The following is an 18116-nucleotide window of genomic DNA, read 5'->3' as shown; positions in this document are numbered from 1 at the left end:
GAACCAATGAACAATGCCTATTTTTGCAGGTGTAATCATTACTATGCAAAATAAGTTCAATCTGTTGTTGAAGCTTCCCCAATGGCTGTTACGTTCATTAAAGTATACAGGAATTGGTATCGCTGTTTTGTTGTTGCTCATGTTTCTTTTGCCCTTATTGTTCCCTGATTTTGTAACTCAAAAAATAAAACAATGGGCGAACCGGTCCATTGAAACGGAATTGAACTTTTCGGGTGTGCGGTTGTCTTTCTTCAATCATTTTCCTTCGCTTACCCTCACGCTTTATGATGTAAGCCTGAAAGGCTCGGCGCCTTACCGGCAGGATACCCTGCTGGCTGCTAAGGAAGTGGCGCTGGGCGTAAACGTATTGAGCGTATTAAGCGGCGATTTGCGTATTGATGAAATTTATCTTACCAGTGGTAAGATCAATGTGCAGGTAAATGAGCAGGGCATGCCCAACTACAATGTGTATGTGCCTGAAAAAAAGGAAAAGGACAGTACTGCCACAGACAGCAGCACAGCCTCATTAAAATTAGAACGTATCCAGATTGAAGCCTGCGAGCTGGTTTATCACGACCGCTCTATTCCTTTTCAGATCAGCGCCAGCCGGTTCGATTATGTGGGAAAGGGCGACTTGGCCAGCGCTGTTTTTGAGCTGTCTTCCAAAATAAAAATGGAGGGCCTTCATATCCGGTACGATCACCGGTATTACCTGAGGGATCAGAAGCTGGCCGGCCGTATCAGAACCCTTATCAACACCCATTCGCTCAGCCTGGTTTTTGCGAAGAACAGGATGAAGATCAACCAACTGCCAATGAACTTTACCGGCAGGTTCGATTTTTTGAAAGATGGCTATAGTATGAATTTTTTGCTGAATACGCGTCCTACCGCTTTTGAAAATCTCTTTTCCGCTTTCCCGCCGGCTGTGGTTTCCTGGCTGGATAAAACAAGGGTAAAGGGAGAAGTGGCGCTGGAGCTGGCTTTACAGGGCGATTATATAGCAGCTCAAAATAAAGCGCCCGATTTTTCGATGAAAATGAAAGTAACCGATGGGCTCATAGGAGCCAAAGACAGCAGGGAACCGGTGAAGAATATTTTCCTGGCACTCAACATTGACCTGCCCAATTTAGATATGGAAAAAATGACCATTAAGCTGGATTCGCTGCACGCCGGCAGGGGAAAGGATGAGGTTACGGCCGTTATAGCAACAAAAGGGTTCAGCCGTCCGTTGCTGGAAGGGAAAATAAACGCCAGCGCCGACCTGGAAAAATGGAACAAAACATTAGCGTTCGATTCCAGTTTCGATTTAAGGGGCATACTGAACATGCATGCCCGCTTTAGCGGAACCTATCACCCCCGCAACGGGGAGTTTCCCATTTGTGATGTTGCTTTCCGTTTAAAAGACGGTTATCTCAAAACAGGCTATTATCCCAACCCCCTTACCCAACTGCAGGTAGCCGCTGCCGTTATCAATGCCACCGGCAGGATGGATGCGCTTGAGCTCCGTGTTGATCCTGTTTCCCTTCATTTTGAAGAACAGCCTTTTACCATTGCCTGTAAGCTCTCCAACTTTGATGATCTTTCATACGAGATGCAATCAAAAGGCATGTTGAATATAGGAAAGATCTACCGTCTTTTTGCGGTTGAAGGATATGATGTGAATGGAATGATAGAAACGGATATAGCGCTTAAAGGAAAACAATCGGATGCTGTGGCCGGCCGCTATGAAAAATTAGACAACAGGGGCCATTTTACATTGCACAATATTCAGTTCCGTTCGGATGCATTTCCCCAACCGTTTCATATAGGTTCCGGCGCTTTTCATTTTGAAAAGGATAAGCTGGTGGCTGACAGCATTAACCTGAACTATGGCAGCACCCATGCCGCAGTAAACGGGCGGTTCGCCAATATCATTAATTATCTTTTGAAAGACAGCGCCATGCTGGAGGGTAAACTGAACGTATACACGAAGCATTTACGGGTAGAGGAATGGACGGCTTTAATGCCCTCCAAAACACAGGACAGCAGCGAGGTTCAGGTGGCTCCGGCAACTACCAGCGTGGTAGTGCTCCCGCGTGATATTGACTTTCAACTGGGTGTTGTGGCCGACAGCATTTCTTACCCTGGATTGGATGTGCTTCATTTTAAGGCTGATGCCAGTATGCGGCAGGGACAACTGGAGCTCAGTGATGCCGGCTTTTCTGTAATAGGAACAACCGTACAGATGAAAGCCGCTTACGCGAGCTTAAATGAGCACAGCGCAGCATTCGATTACCAGGTAAGCGCTTCCGGTTTTGATATTCAAAGGGCCTGGCAGGAGGTAAAGCTTTTCCGGGAAATGGCGCCCTCGGCACAATATGTGGAAGGCATTGTATCGCTCAACTACCGGTTGGGCGGATTGCTTGATGCCAATATGTATCCCAACTTTTCCAGCCTGAAAGGCGGCGGTGTGCTGTTGCTTAAGAAAGTGAAGGTAAAGGGACTGAAATTGTTTTCCGCCATCAGCGACAAAACCAATACGGAAAAATTAGGCGATCCCGACCTGTCGGATGTAAATATTAAATCAACTATTGCAGATAATATCATCACTATTGAAAGAGTTAAGCTTAAGGTAAAAGGTTTCAGACCGCGCTTTGAAGGCCAGGTAAGTTTTGACGGGCGGCTGAACCTGAGCGCCCGGCTGGGATTACCGCCGTTTGGTTTGATTGGTATACCGATGAGCATTACCGGCACACAGGAAGCTCCTGTTGTAAAATTGAGAAGATCGAAACAATCGGACGACCTGCATGATGATGATGCTGATGACGAAGACATCCGCGATGCCGCCCCGCCTGTTGTTCCGGCTGCTGAAAAGCCATTGCCACAGGATCAATAGTAAACAGGTGATGATGAATGAAGCCGGCAATTTAAAATCCGGAGGCATACGAAGCATCAGGAACCAAATAAATTATAAATCCGAAGCATAAAAATCCTAGATTCGAAGGGAAACGCTATAATTAGAATGACCCTTGTAAAGGGAGGCAAACCAGCGGAAACGAAAAAATCATTGCCATACATTTGTGCTGCGAACCTGTAAACCTGCACATTACTCAAAATTTCGGGCAAATACTAAAAAATATTGCAGGTTACAAGCCAATCGCCTATTTTTCAGCCGTTGAACCGGTACGGTTCATTCATTAAAACTAACAGGGGAGTAAATTGGTAATGGTTAATAATATCCGAAGCATATGTGCGGTGGTGGTTTGTTTATTGCTGCTGGTTCCGGCAAGGGCGCAGTTCCCGGAGTATCACCTCCAGTTATTTGATTACCCAAGCGGTATCCGTCCCGATGCTATAACCGCAATGGACAAGGATCAAAAAGGGATGCTCTGGATTTTATACAGGTCGCAGGTGCAAAGTTTTGACGGAAAGGAAGTGCAAAATTTCCGGCCTTCTCCCAGGGTAAACAGCCTGCTTTGTGATAAGGAAGGCCGCATATGGGTGTGCGCTGAAAAAGAGGTTTTTCTTTTTTCCGAAAAAACAGGAACATTTGGCGCTGTGGCTGTTGAAGCCGATAAGGAGGGACTAAAAGTTGGACCCGTTATTGAACTGCCGGACGGAAAAATATGGATGCTCACCAACAAGGGCTTTTTTGAGTTCAGCACGGTAAAACAGGAATTTAAGAAGCTGGAGCCGTTCTTACCAATGGCAACCGGACTGCTTACGGATATTTGTGTGTTATACCGCGATGTATTATTCGTGCACAATAACAATTTTATTTACCGCTATAATATAAAAACCCGCCGCACAGACAGCATAGCCGGGGGACAGATTTATGGTATTTTTCCGGTAAGCGAAGACAGTGCGCTTATTAGTATGCGTTATGCTTCACCGCAATGGTACCGGTTTTCAACAAAAACGGTTACTGCCGCCTCGCTTGGTAATGACCTTACCGGGCCGTTTAGTTTTAGAAACATGACGGCCATTTCTCCTTCCCGTTTCCTGATGGCTTCTTCCGAAGGCATTTTTGAATATGACGTGGCGAAAAAACAATTTCTGAAGCAGCATTTTTTTCTGAATGGGAGAAAGGTAGCGACTAATGAATATGCCAGCTTTATTTTTTATGATGAAGCGGAAGGCTATGCCTGGATAGCTACAACAGATGGTATTGCACGGTTCGCTTTCAGGAACCAGCCCATGGCACTTATTAAAATAAGCCAGATGAGCGATGAGATATCTGCCAATATCAATGATGTGCGTAAGATCATACAGGATGAAAAGGGAGATTTGTGGATTGCTACAGGTTATGGCTTTGCCTGCTGGAAGAAAAGCAAAAACGAATGGATTTTGTTCCCCCCCGCCAAAGACGACAGCAGCAGGTTAAGTCATGAATCAATACGGGGAATGGTATATGACGGCAGGTACCTCATACTTGGCCCTACCAATAAGGGGTTGTGGTTATTTGATATTAAAACCCGGCAATACAGACGGCCGGATTATGATTCGGATGAAACGAAAAGAATAAGCGAAAGAGATTTTGTAAATGATATTATCACCTTACACAACGGCAACCATGTTATTGTTGCGAATCGTGCTGTATATATATTAAATGGGAAAACTTACCGGCTCCGGCGGCTTATTCATCCGGCAATAGGAAAAGGAGCCGCCAGTTTTTGTGCGCAGGGAGGCGATGGGATAGTATGGATTGCAACAGTTACGGGCGTGTACTGCTTCGATGCGGAGATGAACTACCTGTTAACTGTACCTGAAGATTTTAAAAGTAATGTAATTACCCACGGCTATAGTGGGTTTATAATGCAGGATAATGGTTTGCTGTTTTCATCTACAAAGGGATTATATACCCTTTACTATGAAAATGGAAAAGTAGTGAGTAAAAAAATAACTACTGTTTTTGATAACATGGGTTTGTATACGGTTTACCGTGACAGCCAGGGAGTTATTTGGGCGAGTTCAGAAAATGGTATTTACCGCTTTGATCCCAAAACGGCTAAACTGAATCTTTTTGACCGTTCCGATAATATACAGGGATATGGCTTCAACAGCAACAGCTGGTTCAGGGACAGGGACGGTATTCTTTATTTTGGAGGACTGAATGGTATCAATTACTGGCAGCCCGAAACGTTTTCAGCTCCTTACCAGTCATTTGAAGCGTATATCAGCAAAGCAAGGATCGGCAATATGGATTACTCCATGTATGCTTTTGATACCCTGGGGCCGGTTAATTATTCAGACAGGTCAATGGGAGTGACGTTTGCCGCCGTATACTTCAATAACCCCGAGAAAGTAAGGTACCGGTATAAGCTCACCGGGCTGGATACGGACTGGAAAGAGATTGGCAGTAGCAGTATTGTGCGCTTTTCATCGCTGGCGCCAGGCAGTTATCTCTTGGAAATGGAAGCGAGCCTGAACCAGGTTGACTGGAAAAAAGCAAATAACACCCTTGCTTTCCGTATCCTTAATCCTTTTTGGATGACATGGTGGTTTATTGCATTGTGTGTTTTGCTGGTAGCGGCCATAATAATGCGCGTTATTTTAAATCACAGGCGTAAAATCAATTTGCATAAGGAGGAGCTGGAAACCGCGCAGGCCATCAATTATTTTTCCTCCAGCATTTACGAAGCCAATGACATAGAAGCCATCCTGCCGGATGTAGCCAGGCATTGTACTGAGCGCTTCCATTTTGAAAACTGTGTAATATATACTGTAGACAGGAAGGCAAAAGTATTAAAACAAAAAGCTGCTTCCACAGGCCAAGCTGCTACAAGCCAGCCTGCTGAGGTTTCTGCAGAGAGCGGCATTGCCGGCCGGGTGGCGCATTCGGGCAGAGCAGAGATCATTTATGATACCACCAGGGACCCGCGAAATAAAGATAATGAAGAACGCATACTTTCGGAGATTGCCGTTCCTGTAGTTACCGATGATAAAGTATGGGGCATTATATATTGCGGGCACACTAAAAAAGGATTTTTTACGCAAAAACATTTATCGGTGCTTACCACCATTGCTTCACTTTGCGCCAATAAAATCATAAAAACAAAAGCCGACAGGGAAAAGACGCGGGCCGAGTCGGTGCTTATGGATACACGGCAAAAAATGGCGGAGGCTGAAATGCAGGCCTTAAGAGCGCAGATGAATCCTCATTTCATCTTTAACTGCCTTAATTCCATTAACCGCTACATTGTAAAAAGCGACCAGGCAACAGCATCCTTATACCTCACCAGGTTTGCCCGGCTGATACGGCTGATACTGGATAATTCCAACAACAAGTCTATTACATTGGCCAGTGAGCTGGAAGCATTAAAGCTGTACGTTGAGATGGAAGGCATCCGGTTTGAAAAAAAATTCACCTGTGATATCAGCTTTACCGCGGAAGTATACCCCGAAAGTGTATATGTTCCTCCGTTAATTATACAGCCTTATGTAGAAAATGCCATCTGGCATGGCTTATTGCATAAAACAACGGAAGGGTATTTATCTGTTCACATCAGCCGGAAAGGGAATGATATACTGCAATGTATTATTGAAGACAATGGTGTGGGCAGGCAGAAGGCTAAAGAATTAAAAAGTAAAACAGCGGCTTCAAGAAAATCGTTGGGGATGCAGCTAACCGAAAGCAGGCTGGTATTAATGGGCCGGCAGGCAGGGTTGAATGCTTCAGTGGGTATTGAAGACATGAAGGATGCGTATGGGGAAGCGCTGGGGACAAAAGTTACACTAAACATTCCTGTGGATGAAACTTAAAAATAGCTGATATGATAAAATGTGTGCTGGTAGATGATGAAACAAACGCCCTCGAAATGATGGAGTGGCTGCTGAAAACCTATTGCCCGCAGGCCCATATTGTGGCAATGTGCAATACCGCGGAAAAAGGTATAGAAGCTATTAGCAGGCATAAGCCCGATGTAGTGTTCCTTGATATTGAGATGCCCAGGATGAATGGTTTTGATATGCTGGAGCAGGTTAAGAACGTAACGTTTGAGATCGTGTTTTGTACCGCCTACGATCAGTTTGCTATAAAAGCTTTTAAATATGCCGCGTTAAATTATTTATTAAAGCCTGTTGATCCCGATGACCTGAAAGCAACCATGCAACGGGTAGAAGAAAAAAGAGCTGTTCCCAGCAAGGAGCAGTTTGCGTTGCTGCTCCAGCATATTAACCGCCCGCCAAAATCAACGCCTTCCCGTATTGCACTTACAACGGGCGAGGGACTGATATTTGTGCCTACAGCGGAGATTATTTATTGCAAAGCGGAAAGCAATTATACCAATGTGGTGCTCACGGGCGGCAGGAAGATCATGGTGTCGAGGGTGCTCAAGGAGCTCGATGAAACATTAAGCGGCCCCGATTTTTACCGGGTGCACAGCTCCTTTCTCATCGGTATCAATCATGTAAAAAAATTTGTTCGCGGCGAGGGCGGGTATATTGTTATGGATAATGATGATAATATAACGCTTTCCCGTAGCCGCAGGCAGGAGTTCATGGAGCTTTTTTCAAGGTTCTGAATCATGGAGCAAAAGGCTGTAACCGCTTTTGTTTTCTGCACCGGTATCCCTTTTTGAGGCAGCAGATTTTTTGGCAGCAGGCAAAATTGTCATCTTATGGTAATTCACTTTTCCAGGTTACCCTCCCCGGGCGAAGAAAAGGATAGCCCTTTTTCGGCTAATTACACAGGGAATAATACCGATTACTAAAAAGAACGGCAAACCCTCTTTACTTTCAAAATAGCATGATACATTTGATCAGGTTTTTCATAGGATATTGGATTTTAAAAGCGGGGTGCATTTTTATGCTGCCCCTTTTTTTTGCCCTTTTTTGCTTCGTTACCGGTAAAATGTACATCGTAATCAAAGCTCCTTTCCGAAAACGCTCCGTATTCCCTGCCAGCCCTGCTTACCGGACAGGCTGGGTTTTCGGACGGCTTTTGGTTACTTTTTCCCCAACATTATTTTTTGCGATGATAATGGTCTCTTATATTTAACCCGATGCTTAAGGCCAAGCTGAGTAAAAAAATCAGCAATGTGGCGTTCTCTACAAATTTTGGGTTTAGATCGGCCCCTGTTAATTTGAATATAAGGAAATGGATATAGGAATCAGAATGGTCGTGGTAACCCAGCTTTTCCCGCACAGCCCAGTGCCAGTCTGTACAAATGCAATATCCCCAGCCATACCATATGCCGAGTATAAACCAGGAGAAGGACGTGAGGAAAAGGGTGATTAAATGCAGTTTCCGGGTGTATGGAAAAATCCATCCTGCCATATTAAACAGGGTAAACAGGGTATGAAATACAAAGAAGGAAATATTGATAAGCTGGTACCACATGCGGCTGTTGTAAAATTAGCATGAATCAAATCATATCAGGAACGCTATCTTCAACGCAGGGCTTAGCAATTGACCGCTACTGTATTTTATTAAACCGCAGGTGCATGATCCTGCCATCGTTTACCTCGAAACCAGTTATTTTCTTATTGTTGTCTGAGATCGTTTTTAAATGCCTCATCCACCAGTAATCGGTAAAGAGATGGTCTTTTTCCACCAGCTTCAGCTTGCTATCGTTATACTTATTGCCGGTTAATACCAGTTCATGATCTTTTACAACGATGGCATACTTACAATCCAGCTCCGGGCAGTAGTACACACCTGCATACTGCTGTAGTTGTTGTGCTGTTTGCACACTATCGGTGGTATATTTTATCAGTAACCGGTTATTATCCGGCCAGTATTGATTTACCAGCACGCTTTTATCGGGTGCTGTACTAAATACGAATTTTATCTCCGGTGATTTGGCTACGGTAAAGCTGTCTTTCAACCCGGGGTACAACAGATCCGAGTTCCCATAACGCTCCCAGTACAATTTCCGGTTGCGCAGCACAAAGCTGAATTGTGCACCGTCTTCTGAAATAAAATCACCGGTAAAATTTTTTACACGCCCTTCATCTTTTATAATAGCGCGGCTGCTGTCAATCCTTATGTCTGCATTTACTTTAGCTGCTGTGTCTTTGATAAACAGATCAACCAACTGGTAAGTCTTTTCATAGGTATTCACTTCTGCCAGGTTGCTGAATATCATAAAACCCATTTTCAGCTCGGGGAATACGGTGAGATATGTTCTGAATCCTGCATCACCGCCGGAGTGGGAATATTGTTTAAAGCCTTTGTATGTATCGGAAACAATGCCCAGCGCATAGTTTAATTCCACACCGTTGTTCAGCTTTCCTTTCTGCACCAGTTGATCAATATCGGCGGCTGTGCCCGCAACAGGGGTATAAAAATTCATCACCCATTTTGAAAGGTCGTTGATATTGGTAAACAGGCTGGTGGCGCCGGCATTGGAATAGGAGAGTACACTGTTGGAAAATGTAAAGAGATTTTTCCGCTGGTAGGAGTAGGCACGGTTCTTCTCAATCTCGGTATAGTCATCGTGAAAATGCGTTTGCTTCATGCCCAGCGGTTTAAAGATAGCGGAGTCTGTAAACCTGCGGAGCGATTGCCCTGTAACTGCTTTCACAATTTCAGCCAGCATGGTAAACCCGCTGTTGGAATAGCTGTATCGTTCTCCGGGCTTAAAATTCAATGCCTGCTGTTTGCCCAGTATTTTTACAATATGATCCTGGGTAATCACATCGTCTAAACGGGTGCCTGCAATGGCAAGCAACTGCCATTGATCGCGGATGCCGCTGGTATGATTGAGCAGGTGGCGGATCGTGATCTTTTCTTTAAGGTAGGGAAACCAGGGCAGGTATTGGTGAATGTCATCATCTAACCGCAGCTTTCCCTGGCGGGCGAGCAGCACGATGCTGTAGGCCGTAAACTGTTTGGATACCGAAGCCATATGAAAAATGGTTTCAGGAGAAACAGGGATACCATACTCGAGGTTGGCCATACCATATCCTTTGGCGTAGATCAATGAATCGTTGCGCACCACGCCAATGGCACAGCCGGGTGTGTTGGGATTGTTCCATTGGCTGAAAAGCTTATCAATTTTTTGCGCAACAGAATCAGGAATGCTTTGGGTGGTTGCATTATTTAGCGTCAGAAATAAAAAGACGGAAGCAGCAAGGAGCTTAATGGATAGGTTCATACAGCATCATTGTGGAACAAATATAGTAGATTGGAGTGGGAGGGGGGAAGAGGGTTATTAGGCTAAATTAATATTTTGATGTGCTATATCCCTTTTAATTTCGAATAATGTAAAAACCAAGAGGCGTAGCCTCGGTTCATTCTATTATAAAGAATATAACTACATGAAATACTATAAAATGAAAAAGCATAAAGCGCCTGTCCGTGAAATTACCGGCATTGCCAACAGCGCAATGACGACTACTGCACGATATATAAGCAAATGCAAATTGTAATTAAGCACAGTTCCGGTAAAGCGGCGGAGCCACCACTGCGAGACCTGTGCCTGAATGAAACATTGATTTTAGGGTGTGTAAAAGATTATTCAAAAACTACCTGTATTTCTTCTGTGTATGGGAGCACGAGGTTCATGTCGTCAATGGCAGTATACTGATACCAGTCAGTATAGTGAATTCCACGTATTTCTTCTACATACAAACCATCAATATCATAGAGAACATATTCAAAAACATTATCTCTTCTCTCGCCAAGTATGACGGCGTTTTTAACAATGAGTTCGAGTTTTTGAACTTCAGTGAGCACGGAAAATTGAGCTATGGTTAAAGACATAGGAATTGGTTTTTAGGATGAATTGGATTCCTCAAAGGAAATGCACCCGGCCCGTAAAAAAAATAGAATAAGATGTTTTTGTTTTGTAATAGAAATACGACAAACCGCTGATCTCCCTGTATTTTTACGATGGCCCCGTGAAACGATAAACGTGAAACGAGAAACCGCTCACTTCTCACCTTTCACCTCTCCCGTCTCACCCGGCCCTATCGGATCGTGTTTTCCAAAACCACTACAGAAGGCCCGGTTAATAGCCATTTTTTACCCAGCCCCGTGGTATCACCCTGCGGTAAAAAATATACAAAAGAACCCAAAACAAGATCAATATCCCCGTCACCATCCATATCGCCCGCATCCATTACCACCCATCTACCCTTTGGAGCTTCGGGAAATGAATAATCGTCAAATTTTAAATTTCCTATATTTTTCAAATAAATAAAGCTTTCTTCCGGGTAGCGGAGATAATCGGGGAAAAAAGAGATGGCAGCTATATCCAGGTCACCATCCAGGTCATAATCCCGTACCATCGCTTTATAAGCGCCGTTCATTTGGTAGAAATACGATTGCGTAAAGTTGGATTTACCATCATTCAGAAAAATATAAATGCCGTGATAGTCCTTTAATACCGGTGTTTTGTCGGCATTGTCTCCACAAACGTATAAGATGTCATCAAAACCATCTTTGTTAAAATCCGCAAGTTCAATATACTGGGATCCATTCAGGGGCAGGAAGGATAACAGCCGTTTTTCCTTAAATGTACCCGCTCCCTGGTTTTCATACAAAAAAACACCCTCATCACCCTGTGCCATGAGCACATAAATATCGGGTAATCCATCGTTATTGGCATCCTTAATAATGGCCGTGATCGCACCGGGCTTATCGCGCAGGGCCCTTTTGTTATAACCTCCTTTCCCATTGTTTTCGTACCAGGCCAATTGCCCGGTCTGGTTGCCAAATTCACAGGCCACAATATCTTCAAATCCATCGTTATTCAAATCGCCGTATGCTATACAAACGGGCCGCTGTAAATTTGGAATAATGATATTCCCGGGTTGATATCCCGGCTGCGGTTCATTTTTTACCCATCGTTGTATAGCACCCCCGGGAGCATCCGTTGGAAAAATTCCGTTCCCGGTAGTTGTGAGGTACAGCCCGTTTGCTTTTTCATCAAACTGAACAGGCGTTGATTGCAGCGGGATGCTGTAATTTTCTTTAAGATCGGGGGTTAGAAAGGTTAAAACATTACGCCTGCTTTTTCCATCACTATATGCGATGCCCCGGTTATCAGGAAGAATTTTGACCATAGTGGTCAGCGAAGGGCGATGAGAAAAGGAAGCTTCTTTGTATTTGAAATGCTGCAGTCCCATCCGGATTGCACTTTTGCGAAGGGGAGGCGGAATGGTATCCGGCGCATGCTCCATAAAATATTGCTCTATTTTGTGCCAATCCGCTTTTGCCAGCACCGGACTTTCCGGATAGATACCGGCATTACGTACAATATCGCCGCTTACGCCGGGATCAAACAAACTATCGGGTCTGAACCCGCCGCTGTATATGCCCATCTGGTACCCCATAGCCGGAAGCACATCTTCTTTCCAAATGGTTTTTGTTAATAATTCAGGACTCACAAAAGCATGGCACCGGCTGCAGTGCGCTATCGCCAGCTCTTTCCCTGAGCGCCCCGAAACAGGTGGTTCTTCAAATTGAACTTTATCATTTTGTCTTTTAGCTGTACATGAAACAAGCAGGTATAATGAAATGCAAAATGGGATTAGTTGTCTCATAATAAAATTACAAATACCGAAACCAAAGCTTTCAATAAAAGTAAGGATTAAGTTCAGTTCTGATGCTCAATTTCTGAAAACCTGCCAGGATCAGGCAGAGCTGCCGGCAATAAAGCCCTGTAGCGGTATCCCTTTCGTATAGCGTTTGCTGATAAACAGGTGTATTTCAAAAGTAATGCTTAACACATACTATTAAATACACCTGTTTATATGCGGCGCTCTTTCTGCCTAAAATATTTTTGCATGATTGCGTGCTATATGTGAGCCACCGGCTTTTTTACTGAATGCTGCCTGGTTTTAATTTTTTCAAACGCCTGCTGCAGATCACTGATCAGGTCACCGGCATCTTCTAATCCCACGCTTAGCCTGATGAGGCTGTCTGCAACGCCGGCGGCTTTCCTCTTTTCTGCCGGAATAGACAGGTGGGTCATTTGTGCGGGATGGCACAACAGGCTTTTTACACCGCCCAGGCTTTCTGCCAGCTTAAAATATTGGGTGGAAGTAACAAATGCAGTGGCGGCTTCTTCTGTATCATCTTTGAGGGTAAAAGAAACAACACCGCCAAAACCCTTTGATTGCTGAGCCGCAATGGCATGATTGAAATGCGATTTTAATCCCGGGTAATAAACTTGGTCAACATCGGGATGTGATTGTAGAAATGCTGCTACAGCCTGGGCATTAAAACAATGTTGCTTTACGCGCAGGTGTAAAGTTTCAATGCCGCGTATCACCAGCCAGCTATCGAACGGAGCCAAAATGGCGCCACTCGCGTTTTGAATGAATTTTATTTTTTCGCCTAACTCTTTTGTTTTGGTGATCACAAGACCGGCTATCAGGTCGCTGTGGCCGCCAAGATATTTGGTAGCAGAATGAACGACAATATCTGCACCCAGCTCAAGTGGCTGCTGAAGCGCCGGTGATGCAAAGGTATTGTCTACGCACAGCAAACACCCGCTGGCCTTTGCAATGGCAGCCACGGCCCGGATATCGGAAATTTTTAACGTAGGATTGGTAGGTGTTTCAATCCATATCAGCCTGGTTTTGGGAGTAATGGCGTTAAAAACATTTTCGGCCCGCGTTGTATCAACGTAGTTTACAGTGACGCCGAATTTCCCGTAAATGTGTGTGAACAGGCGGAATGCGCCGCCATAGATGTCATCCACCGCCAGTATTTCATCGCCGCTTTCCAATAATTTTACTACCGCGTCAATAGCTGCCAGTCCGCTGGCAAAAGCAATGCCTGTGGTTCCTTTTTCCAGCGTGGCAATAAGGTTTTCGAGCGCCTGCCTGGTAGGATTGCCGGTGCGGGCATAATCATAACCCTTATTTATACCGGGGGCTTCCTGGATAAATGTGCTGGTTTGGTAAATGGGTACGGCAATAGCTCCGGTTAAAGGATCAACGGGAATGCTGTGAATAAGGCTTGTTGCGTTGTTGCTCATCTTTTTTTGATTTAAAATGTGAATTAATTGGGTAAAGAACACTTATCAAAAAAGCATACCGGGGAGCAACAAAAAAGCTCGTCCGATAAATCAGACGAGCTTCAAATATTGTGTTACACATATTGCGGAGCTATGAATCTGGCTTATCTCCCACGCCGTTGGCGTGATGGAATTGGCACCTTCCCTTTTATTCCATGCGGCATAAAAGGAGGTTGTCAAGGCTTCGCAGGGCCATTACCCTCCACCTTTCTTGATAAGTATTCCGTAAATCATACGGTGTAAAGAACTGCAGCAAAGGTAATGGCATTATTTTCTTACCAGCAAATTTTTTTGAGTAAATATTTATTGACGCTGATCATAAAATCAAAAAAACAGGGCAGGAGCATCGCGCCTGCAGCAAAAGAAAAAATTAAAATAATTTATTAGTCTACTTATTTGGTAGACTAATAAATTGATATTAGTTTTGCCTCTCCTTTTACAAAATCAATCCCTGTACAACAAATGAAAAAAATGCTGAACACACTTCGATGTAGTACTCCACAGAAATAACAAAACCCTGTTATACCAGCAACTGTTTTCCAAACTAACAATTTTAGATCCCATGTCATTGAGGTTATTCATTTCATTCGTTCTTTTGGCAACTATTGGAACTGAGGCTCAGTCGCAGAGCCGCATTAGCGGATATGTGTTTGATAAAGAAAGCAGGCTTCCTGTTCCGGATGTGAGCATATCATCTGCCAACAAAAAAATATTTACAAAAACCAATAAGTCCGGATTATTTGTACTTGAACCGGCTGCCCGGATTGACAGCATCATTATTTCAGCCGTAAATTATAAGTATCAGAAACTTCCCGTTTCAGATAAACTTATCCAGGTATTTCTTCAGCCTGAAGGCACGCAGCTTGCAGAAGTAATTGTATCAGCGAACAGAGAGCTGCAACCCCGGTCAGAAGCTCCTATTGCTATACACACTATTTCAAAAACTACGATTAATGACACCAAGGCTACACGTCTTGATTTGTTGCTGAACAAGGTACCTGGCGTGTTTATGGTTGATCTGGGCAACGAACAACATGCCATGTCTATACGCCAGCCTATGGGATACAGCAATATGTACCTGTACCTGGAAGATGGTGTTCCTATCCGTACCGTTGGCGACTTTAACCACAACGCGTTGATCGAAATAAACCAGGCAGCAGTAGAGCGGGTAGAAGTAATTAAGGGGCCGGCTTCTTCATTATATGGAAGTGAGGCTGTTGGCGGCGCTGTTAATTTTATTACACCTGCTCCCTCCCAGGCCCCTTCCGGTAAAATTCAAATTGAAGCGGGCAGCCGCGGGTATAAAAGAACCGATTTTTTTGCTTCTAATTCTTTTAAAAAGTTAGGATTATATGCAGGAGGTTATTTTGCGGATAGAAATGAGGATGACAGGCAACATAATGATTTCAGAAAGCTTGCGTTAACATTCCGTGCCGACTATCACTTTGACGAAAAAAGCCTGTTGAATTTTACGGCGGATTATATCAACTATAAAACAGACCAGGTGGGCGGGTTAGACAGTACCAAATTTTACGGTAAAGACTATGAAAGCTTTTACAGGTTCACTTACCGGAAAGTAAATGCTTTTAGGCTGAAAGCAGCGTTTGAGCATACCTGGAATGAGCATAATAAAACAACCATAACACTGTTTCACCGGAATACGGCAATAGGTCAAAACCCTTTTTACAGTATTGGGGCTGTACCCGGCAACCCTGCTAAAGCTAAGGGACAAATTAATGAAGACGCATTTAGCAGCTATGGCGTCATTGCCCAGCACAGAAAAAATTTCAACTTCCTTAATGCAAGGTGGATCACGGGTGTTAGCGTGGATTTCAGCCCCGCTACTTACTATGCAAACTACATTGATATAGATGTTAATGCAGACAAGGTATACTATGCATATACAACTACCGATTCTGTGCTTACCAATTATAAAGTTGATCTCTTTAATTCCGCCGTTTATACGCAATTTGAAATTAACCCTGTAGAAAAGCTTAAGGTGCTTGTAGCGGCGCGGTACGACAGAATGGATTACGATTTCAGGAACCTGCTTCCGCCCGGATCTTATTCAGGAGCTGCAGACGCTTCTAATTATTTTTCGTATTTCACTCCCAAAGTTGGATTTACGTATGGCTTTACAAATACCAAAGGTTTATACGCTAATTATAGCGTAGGCTTTGCACCACCCAATATCACAGACTTATTTACAGGCGTACAGGTGCCTACCCTTAAGCCCTCAACTTATAACAACTATGAGATAGGAGGCTGGTCAGGCTTTAATGAGGGAAGAGGAAATGCAGATATCGCGCTTTATAAAATGGATGGTAAAAATGAGATAATGAGTGTGAGACAGGTGGATGGAACTTACAAAAACCAAAATGTAGGGGAAACAACACATTATGGTATGGAGGCAAATGCCCGTTATGAAGTGGTGAAAGGGTTAACACTAAGAGCCGGCGGAACCATTGCTCACCATGAATATAAAGATTATGTGAGAAACGATAAAAATCTTTCGGGTCATCACATGAGCCAGGCTCCTCCGTATTTTATCAACAGTGAGGTTAGTTACAAGCCACATTTTTTTAAAGGCTTTAGAATTTCATTTGAGTGGCAGGGCATGGGAGGCTATCATACCGACCCGGAAAATACCGCAAAATATAAAGGCTTTAACATTTTTAACGCCAGAACAGGGTACCAGTTTAAATCGGTAGAGGTTTGGGTAAACTGTTTGAACGTAGGAGATGCTGTATATGCTACTACGGTAGAAAAAAGTTCGTGGGGAACCACATATCGCCCCGGTCAGCTCAGAACAATTAATGCTGGTATTGCATGGAAGATCAACAAAAGCAATCAATGATGAAATTTACGGTGTATAGCCTTCTGCTCATTTTTCTCTTATCCTGTAACTCCAGGGAGCAAAAGTTGAAGCAGGTTGCAACAGACGAATGGGGAATTGCGAAGGATAGCGCTTTTTCAGGATCCTGCCCCAACCTGTTTAAAGGAAAGGATGGAATAACGGTTATAAGCTGGTTGCGTGATATCTCAGATACGGCATCTGTATTGTGTTATGCGGTATCTGAAAATGGAACTCACTTCGGCTCAGCAATAACGGTACCCGGCAGTGATAATGCATATCCGCACGGTGAAAATTTACCCAGGGTAATCATAGCTCCAAACGGAAAAATTTTGGCCGCCTGGGGAGCGTCAAATCCCAATCCTGAAAATCCTTATTCGGGACTTGTTTATTATAGCTGGTCATTAGACGGGGGTAAGAACTGGACAACCCGCAAAACATTAAGTAAGGATACAAACAGTGTTGATCAACGCTATTTTGATATAGAAATATTAAAGGATAACACGGTAGGAGTAATCTGGCTCGATAGCCGGAAGAGCACAGACAAGGAAGGCTCAACCCTGTACTTTGCAACTTTTGACAGCAATAGCGAACTGGAAAATGAAAAGCCTGTTGACATTTCCGTTTGCCCCTGCTGCCGTACAGACCTGTTTGCTGATCAGCAGGGAAACCTGCATGCCGTTTACAGGAAAATAATTAATGATTCAATAAGAGATATGGTTCATGCCGTTTCTTTTGATAACGGAAATACCTTCGCGCCGCCTGAACGTATCAGTCCTGATAATTGGGTGATCAATGGCTGCCCGCACACTGGGCCTGCCATAGCACAAACACCCGAAGGTCTTTCTTTTGTTTGGTATACTTCGGGAAATGGCAGTGGTGTTTTTTATGCAGCTTCAAAAGACAATGGTAAAACGTTTTCAAAAAGAGATGCTGTGAGTAGCAGGCCTTCCGCCAAACACCCCCAGTTAGCAGTTGCCAAAGCAGGTGAACAATTGATCGTATGGGATGAAAGCGCATCAAAAGGCAATCGCATAGGCCTCGAAATCAGGTCTCCGTGCGGGAAAAAAATGCTAACAACGTATTTAACAGACAGCACCGGTTACGCGTCTTTTCCTGTAATAAAGCCGTTTGGCAACCAGTTTATAGTGGCTTTCTCCGGTAAAAAACAACCGGATGATGAGGAAAAGGTTTTTTATAAGATAATAAAACCGCTTTGACTTGCTTCCTGTGGACCGCCCCGGTTGGTGTCTACACCAACCGGCAACAATTTGAAATGCACCCACGGTAAGCCACTTTATTAATGATAA

10 protein-coding genes and 1 riboswitch are annotated in these 18116 nt (G+C 44.0%); of the genes, 5 read left to right on the top strand and 5 right to left on the bottom strand.

Translation table 11 applies throughout. From position 1 onward, the window contains the following. Positions 1-13 precede the first annotated feature (13 nt). From PLE34_RS12590 to PLE34_RS12580, 3 genes are all read left to right on the top strand, one after another. A complete protein-coding gene (locus PLE34_RS12590; protein WP_324557520.1) occupies positions 14-2875 on the top strand; it encodes an AsmA family protein in 2862 nt (953 codons plus the stop codon). Positions 2876-3204: 329 nt separating this feature from the next. Next, positions 3205-6741 carry a histidine kinase gene (locus PLE34_RS12585; RefSeq protein WP_324557518.1) on the top strand — a complete coding sequence of 1179 codons (3537 nt, stop codon included), beginning with the start codon at positions 3205-3207 and terminating at the stop codon, positions 6739-6741. 11 nt (positions 6742-6752) lie between these two features. Beyond that, the gene (locus tag PLE34_RS12580; RefSeq protein WP_324557516.1) at positions 6753-7502 is read left to right on the top strand and encodes a LytR/AlgR family response regulator transcription factor; all 750 of its coding nucleotides are present in this window, start codon (positions 6753-6755) and stop codon (positions 7500-7502) included. Between the two features lie 440 nt (positions 7503-7942). On the opposite strand, the gene PLE34_RS12575 is transcribed toward PLE34_RS12580, so the two are convergent. The 5 genes from PLE34_RS12575 to PLE34_RS12555 form a co-directional block, all read right to left on the bottom strand. After that, positions 7943-8320: a DUF2784 domain-containing protein gene (locus tag PLE34_RS12575; RefSeq protein WP_324557515.1), complete on the bottom strand. Its 378-nt coding sequence runs from the start codon at positions 8318-8320 to the stop codon at positions 7943-7945. A gap of 76 nt (positions 8321-8396) precedes the next feature. Continuing rightward, positions 8397-10079: a serine hydrolase domain-containing protein gene (locus PLE34_RS12570; RefSeq protein ID WP_324557514.1), complete on the bottom strand. Its 1683-nt coding sequence runs from the start codon at positions 10077-10079 to the stop codon at positions 8397-8399. A gap of 359 nt (positions 10080-10438) precedes the next feature. Next, positions 10439-10687, bottom strand: coding sequence for a hypothetical protein (locus PLE34_RS12565; RefSeq protein ID WP_324557511.1), 249 nt, complete (start codon positions 10685-10687; stop codon positions 10439-10441). 206 nt (positions 10688-10893) lie between these two features. Continuing rightward, positions 10894-12471, bottom strand: coding sequence for an FG-GAP repeat domain-containing protein (locus PLE34_RS12560; protein ID WP_324557508.1), 1578 nt, complete (start codon positions 12469-12471; stop codon positions 10894-10896). A gap of 254 nt (positions 12472-12725) precedes the next feature. After that, complete coding sequence (locus PLE34_RS12555) at positions 12726-13913, bottom strand: trans-sulfuration enzyme family protein (RefSeq protein ID WP_324557506.1); 1188 nt, start codon at positions 13911-13913, stop codon at positions 12726-12728. A 140-nt stretch (positions 13914-14053) separates the two neighbouring features. After that, positions 14054-14173: riboswitch (SAM riboswitch) on the bottom strand. 341 nt (positions 14174-14514) lie between these two features. Here PLE34_RS12555 and PLE34_RS12550 point away from each other — a divergent pair. Together PLE34_RS12550 and PLE34_RS12545 are read left to right on the top strand one after the other, a co-directional pair. Then, complete coding sequence (locus tag PLE34_RS12550; RefSeq protein ID WP_324557503.1) at positions 14515-16809, top strand: TonB-dependent receptor; 2295 nt, start codon at positions 14515-14517, stop codon at positions 16807-16809. Beyond that, complete coding sequence (locus PLE34_RS12545) at positions 16806-18026, top strand: sialidase family protein (RefSeq protein WP_324557500.1); 1221 nt, start codon at positions 16806-16808, stop codon at positions 18024-18026. Before PLE34_RS12550 ends, PLE34_RS12545 begins: the two co-directional genes overlap by 4 nt. The last annotated feature ends 90 nt before the right edge of the window (positions 18027-18116 follow it).

The sequence above is a fragment of the Agriterribacter sp. genome, from assembly GCF_035445465.1.
GTDB lineage: Bacteria > Bacteroidota > Bacteroidia > Chitinophagales > Chitinophagaceae > Agriterribacter.
Note: the sequence above shows the minus strand (reverse complement) of the source record. Positions and strands in the feature narration are given on the sequence as shown.

What these genes read in the sequence shown, in the direction of transcription:
- PLE34_RS12590 (WP_324557520.1), top strand. Translation starts at nt 14, where the DNA reads ATGCCTATTTTTGCAGGTGTAATCATTACTATGCAAAATAAGTTCAAT.
- PLE34_RS12585 (WP_324557518.1), top strand. Translation starts at nt 3,205, where the DNA reads ATGGTTAATAATATCCGAAGCATATGTGCGGTGGTGGTTTGTTTATTG.
- PLE34_RS12580 (WP_324557516.1), top strand. Translation starts at nt 6,753, where the DNA reads ATGATAAAATGTGTGCTGGTAGATGATGAAACAAACGCCCTCGAAATG.
- PLE34_RS12575 (WP_324557515.1), bottom strand. Translation starts at nt 8,320, where the DNA reads ATGTGGTACCAGCTTATCAATATTTCCTTCTTTGTATTTCATACCCTG.
- PLE34_RS12570 (WP_324557514.1), bottom strand. Translation starts at nt 10,079, where the DNA reads ATGAACCTATCCATTAAGCTCCTTGCTGCTTCCGTCTTTTTATTTCTG.
- PLE34_RS12565 (WP_324557511.1), bottom strand. Translation starts at nt 10,687, where the DNA reads ATGTCTTTAACCATAGCTCAATTTTCCGTGCTCACTGAAGTTCAAAAA.
- PLE34_RS12560 (WP_324557508.1), bottom strand. Translation starts at nt 12,471, where the DNA reads ATGAGACAACTAATCCCATTTTGCATTTCATTATACCTGCTTGTTTCA.
- PLE34_RS12555 (WP_324557506.1), bottom strand. Translation starts at nt 13,913, where the DNA reads ATGAGCAACAACGCAACAAGCCTTATTCACAGCATTCCCGTTGATCCT.
- PLE34_RS12550 (WP_324557503.1), top strand. Translation starts at nt 14,515, where the DNA reads ATGTCATTGAGGTTATTCATTTCATTCGTTCTTTTGGCAACTATTGGA.
- PLE34_RS12545 (WP_324557500.1), top strand. Translation starts at nt 16,806, where the DNA reads ATGATGAAATTTACGGTGTATAGCCTTCTGCTCATTTTTCTCTTATCC.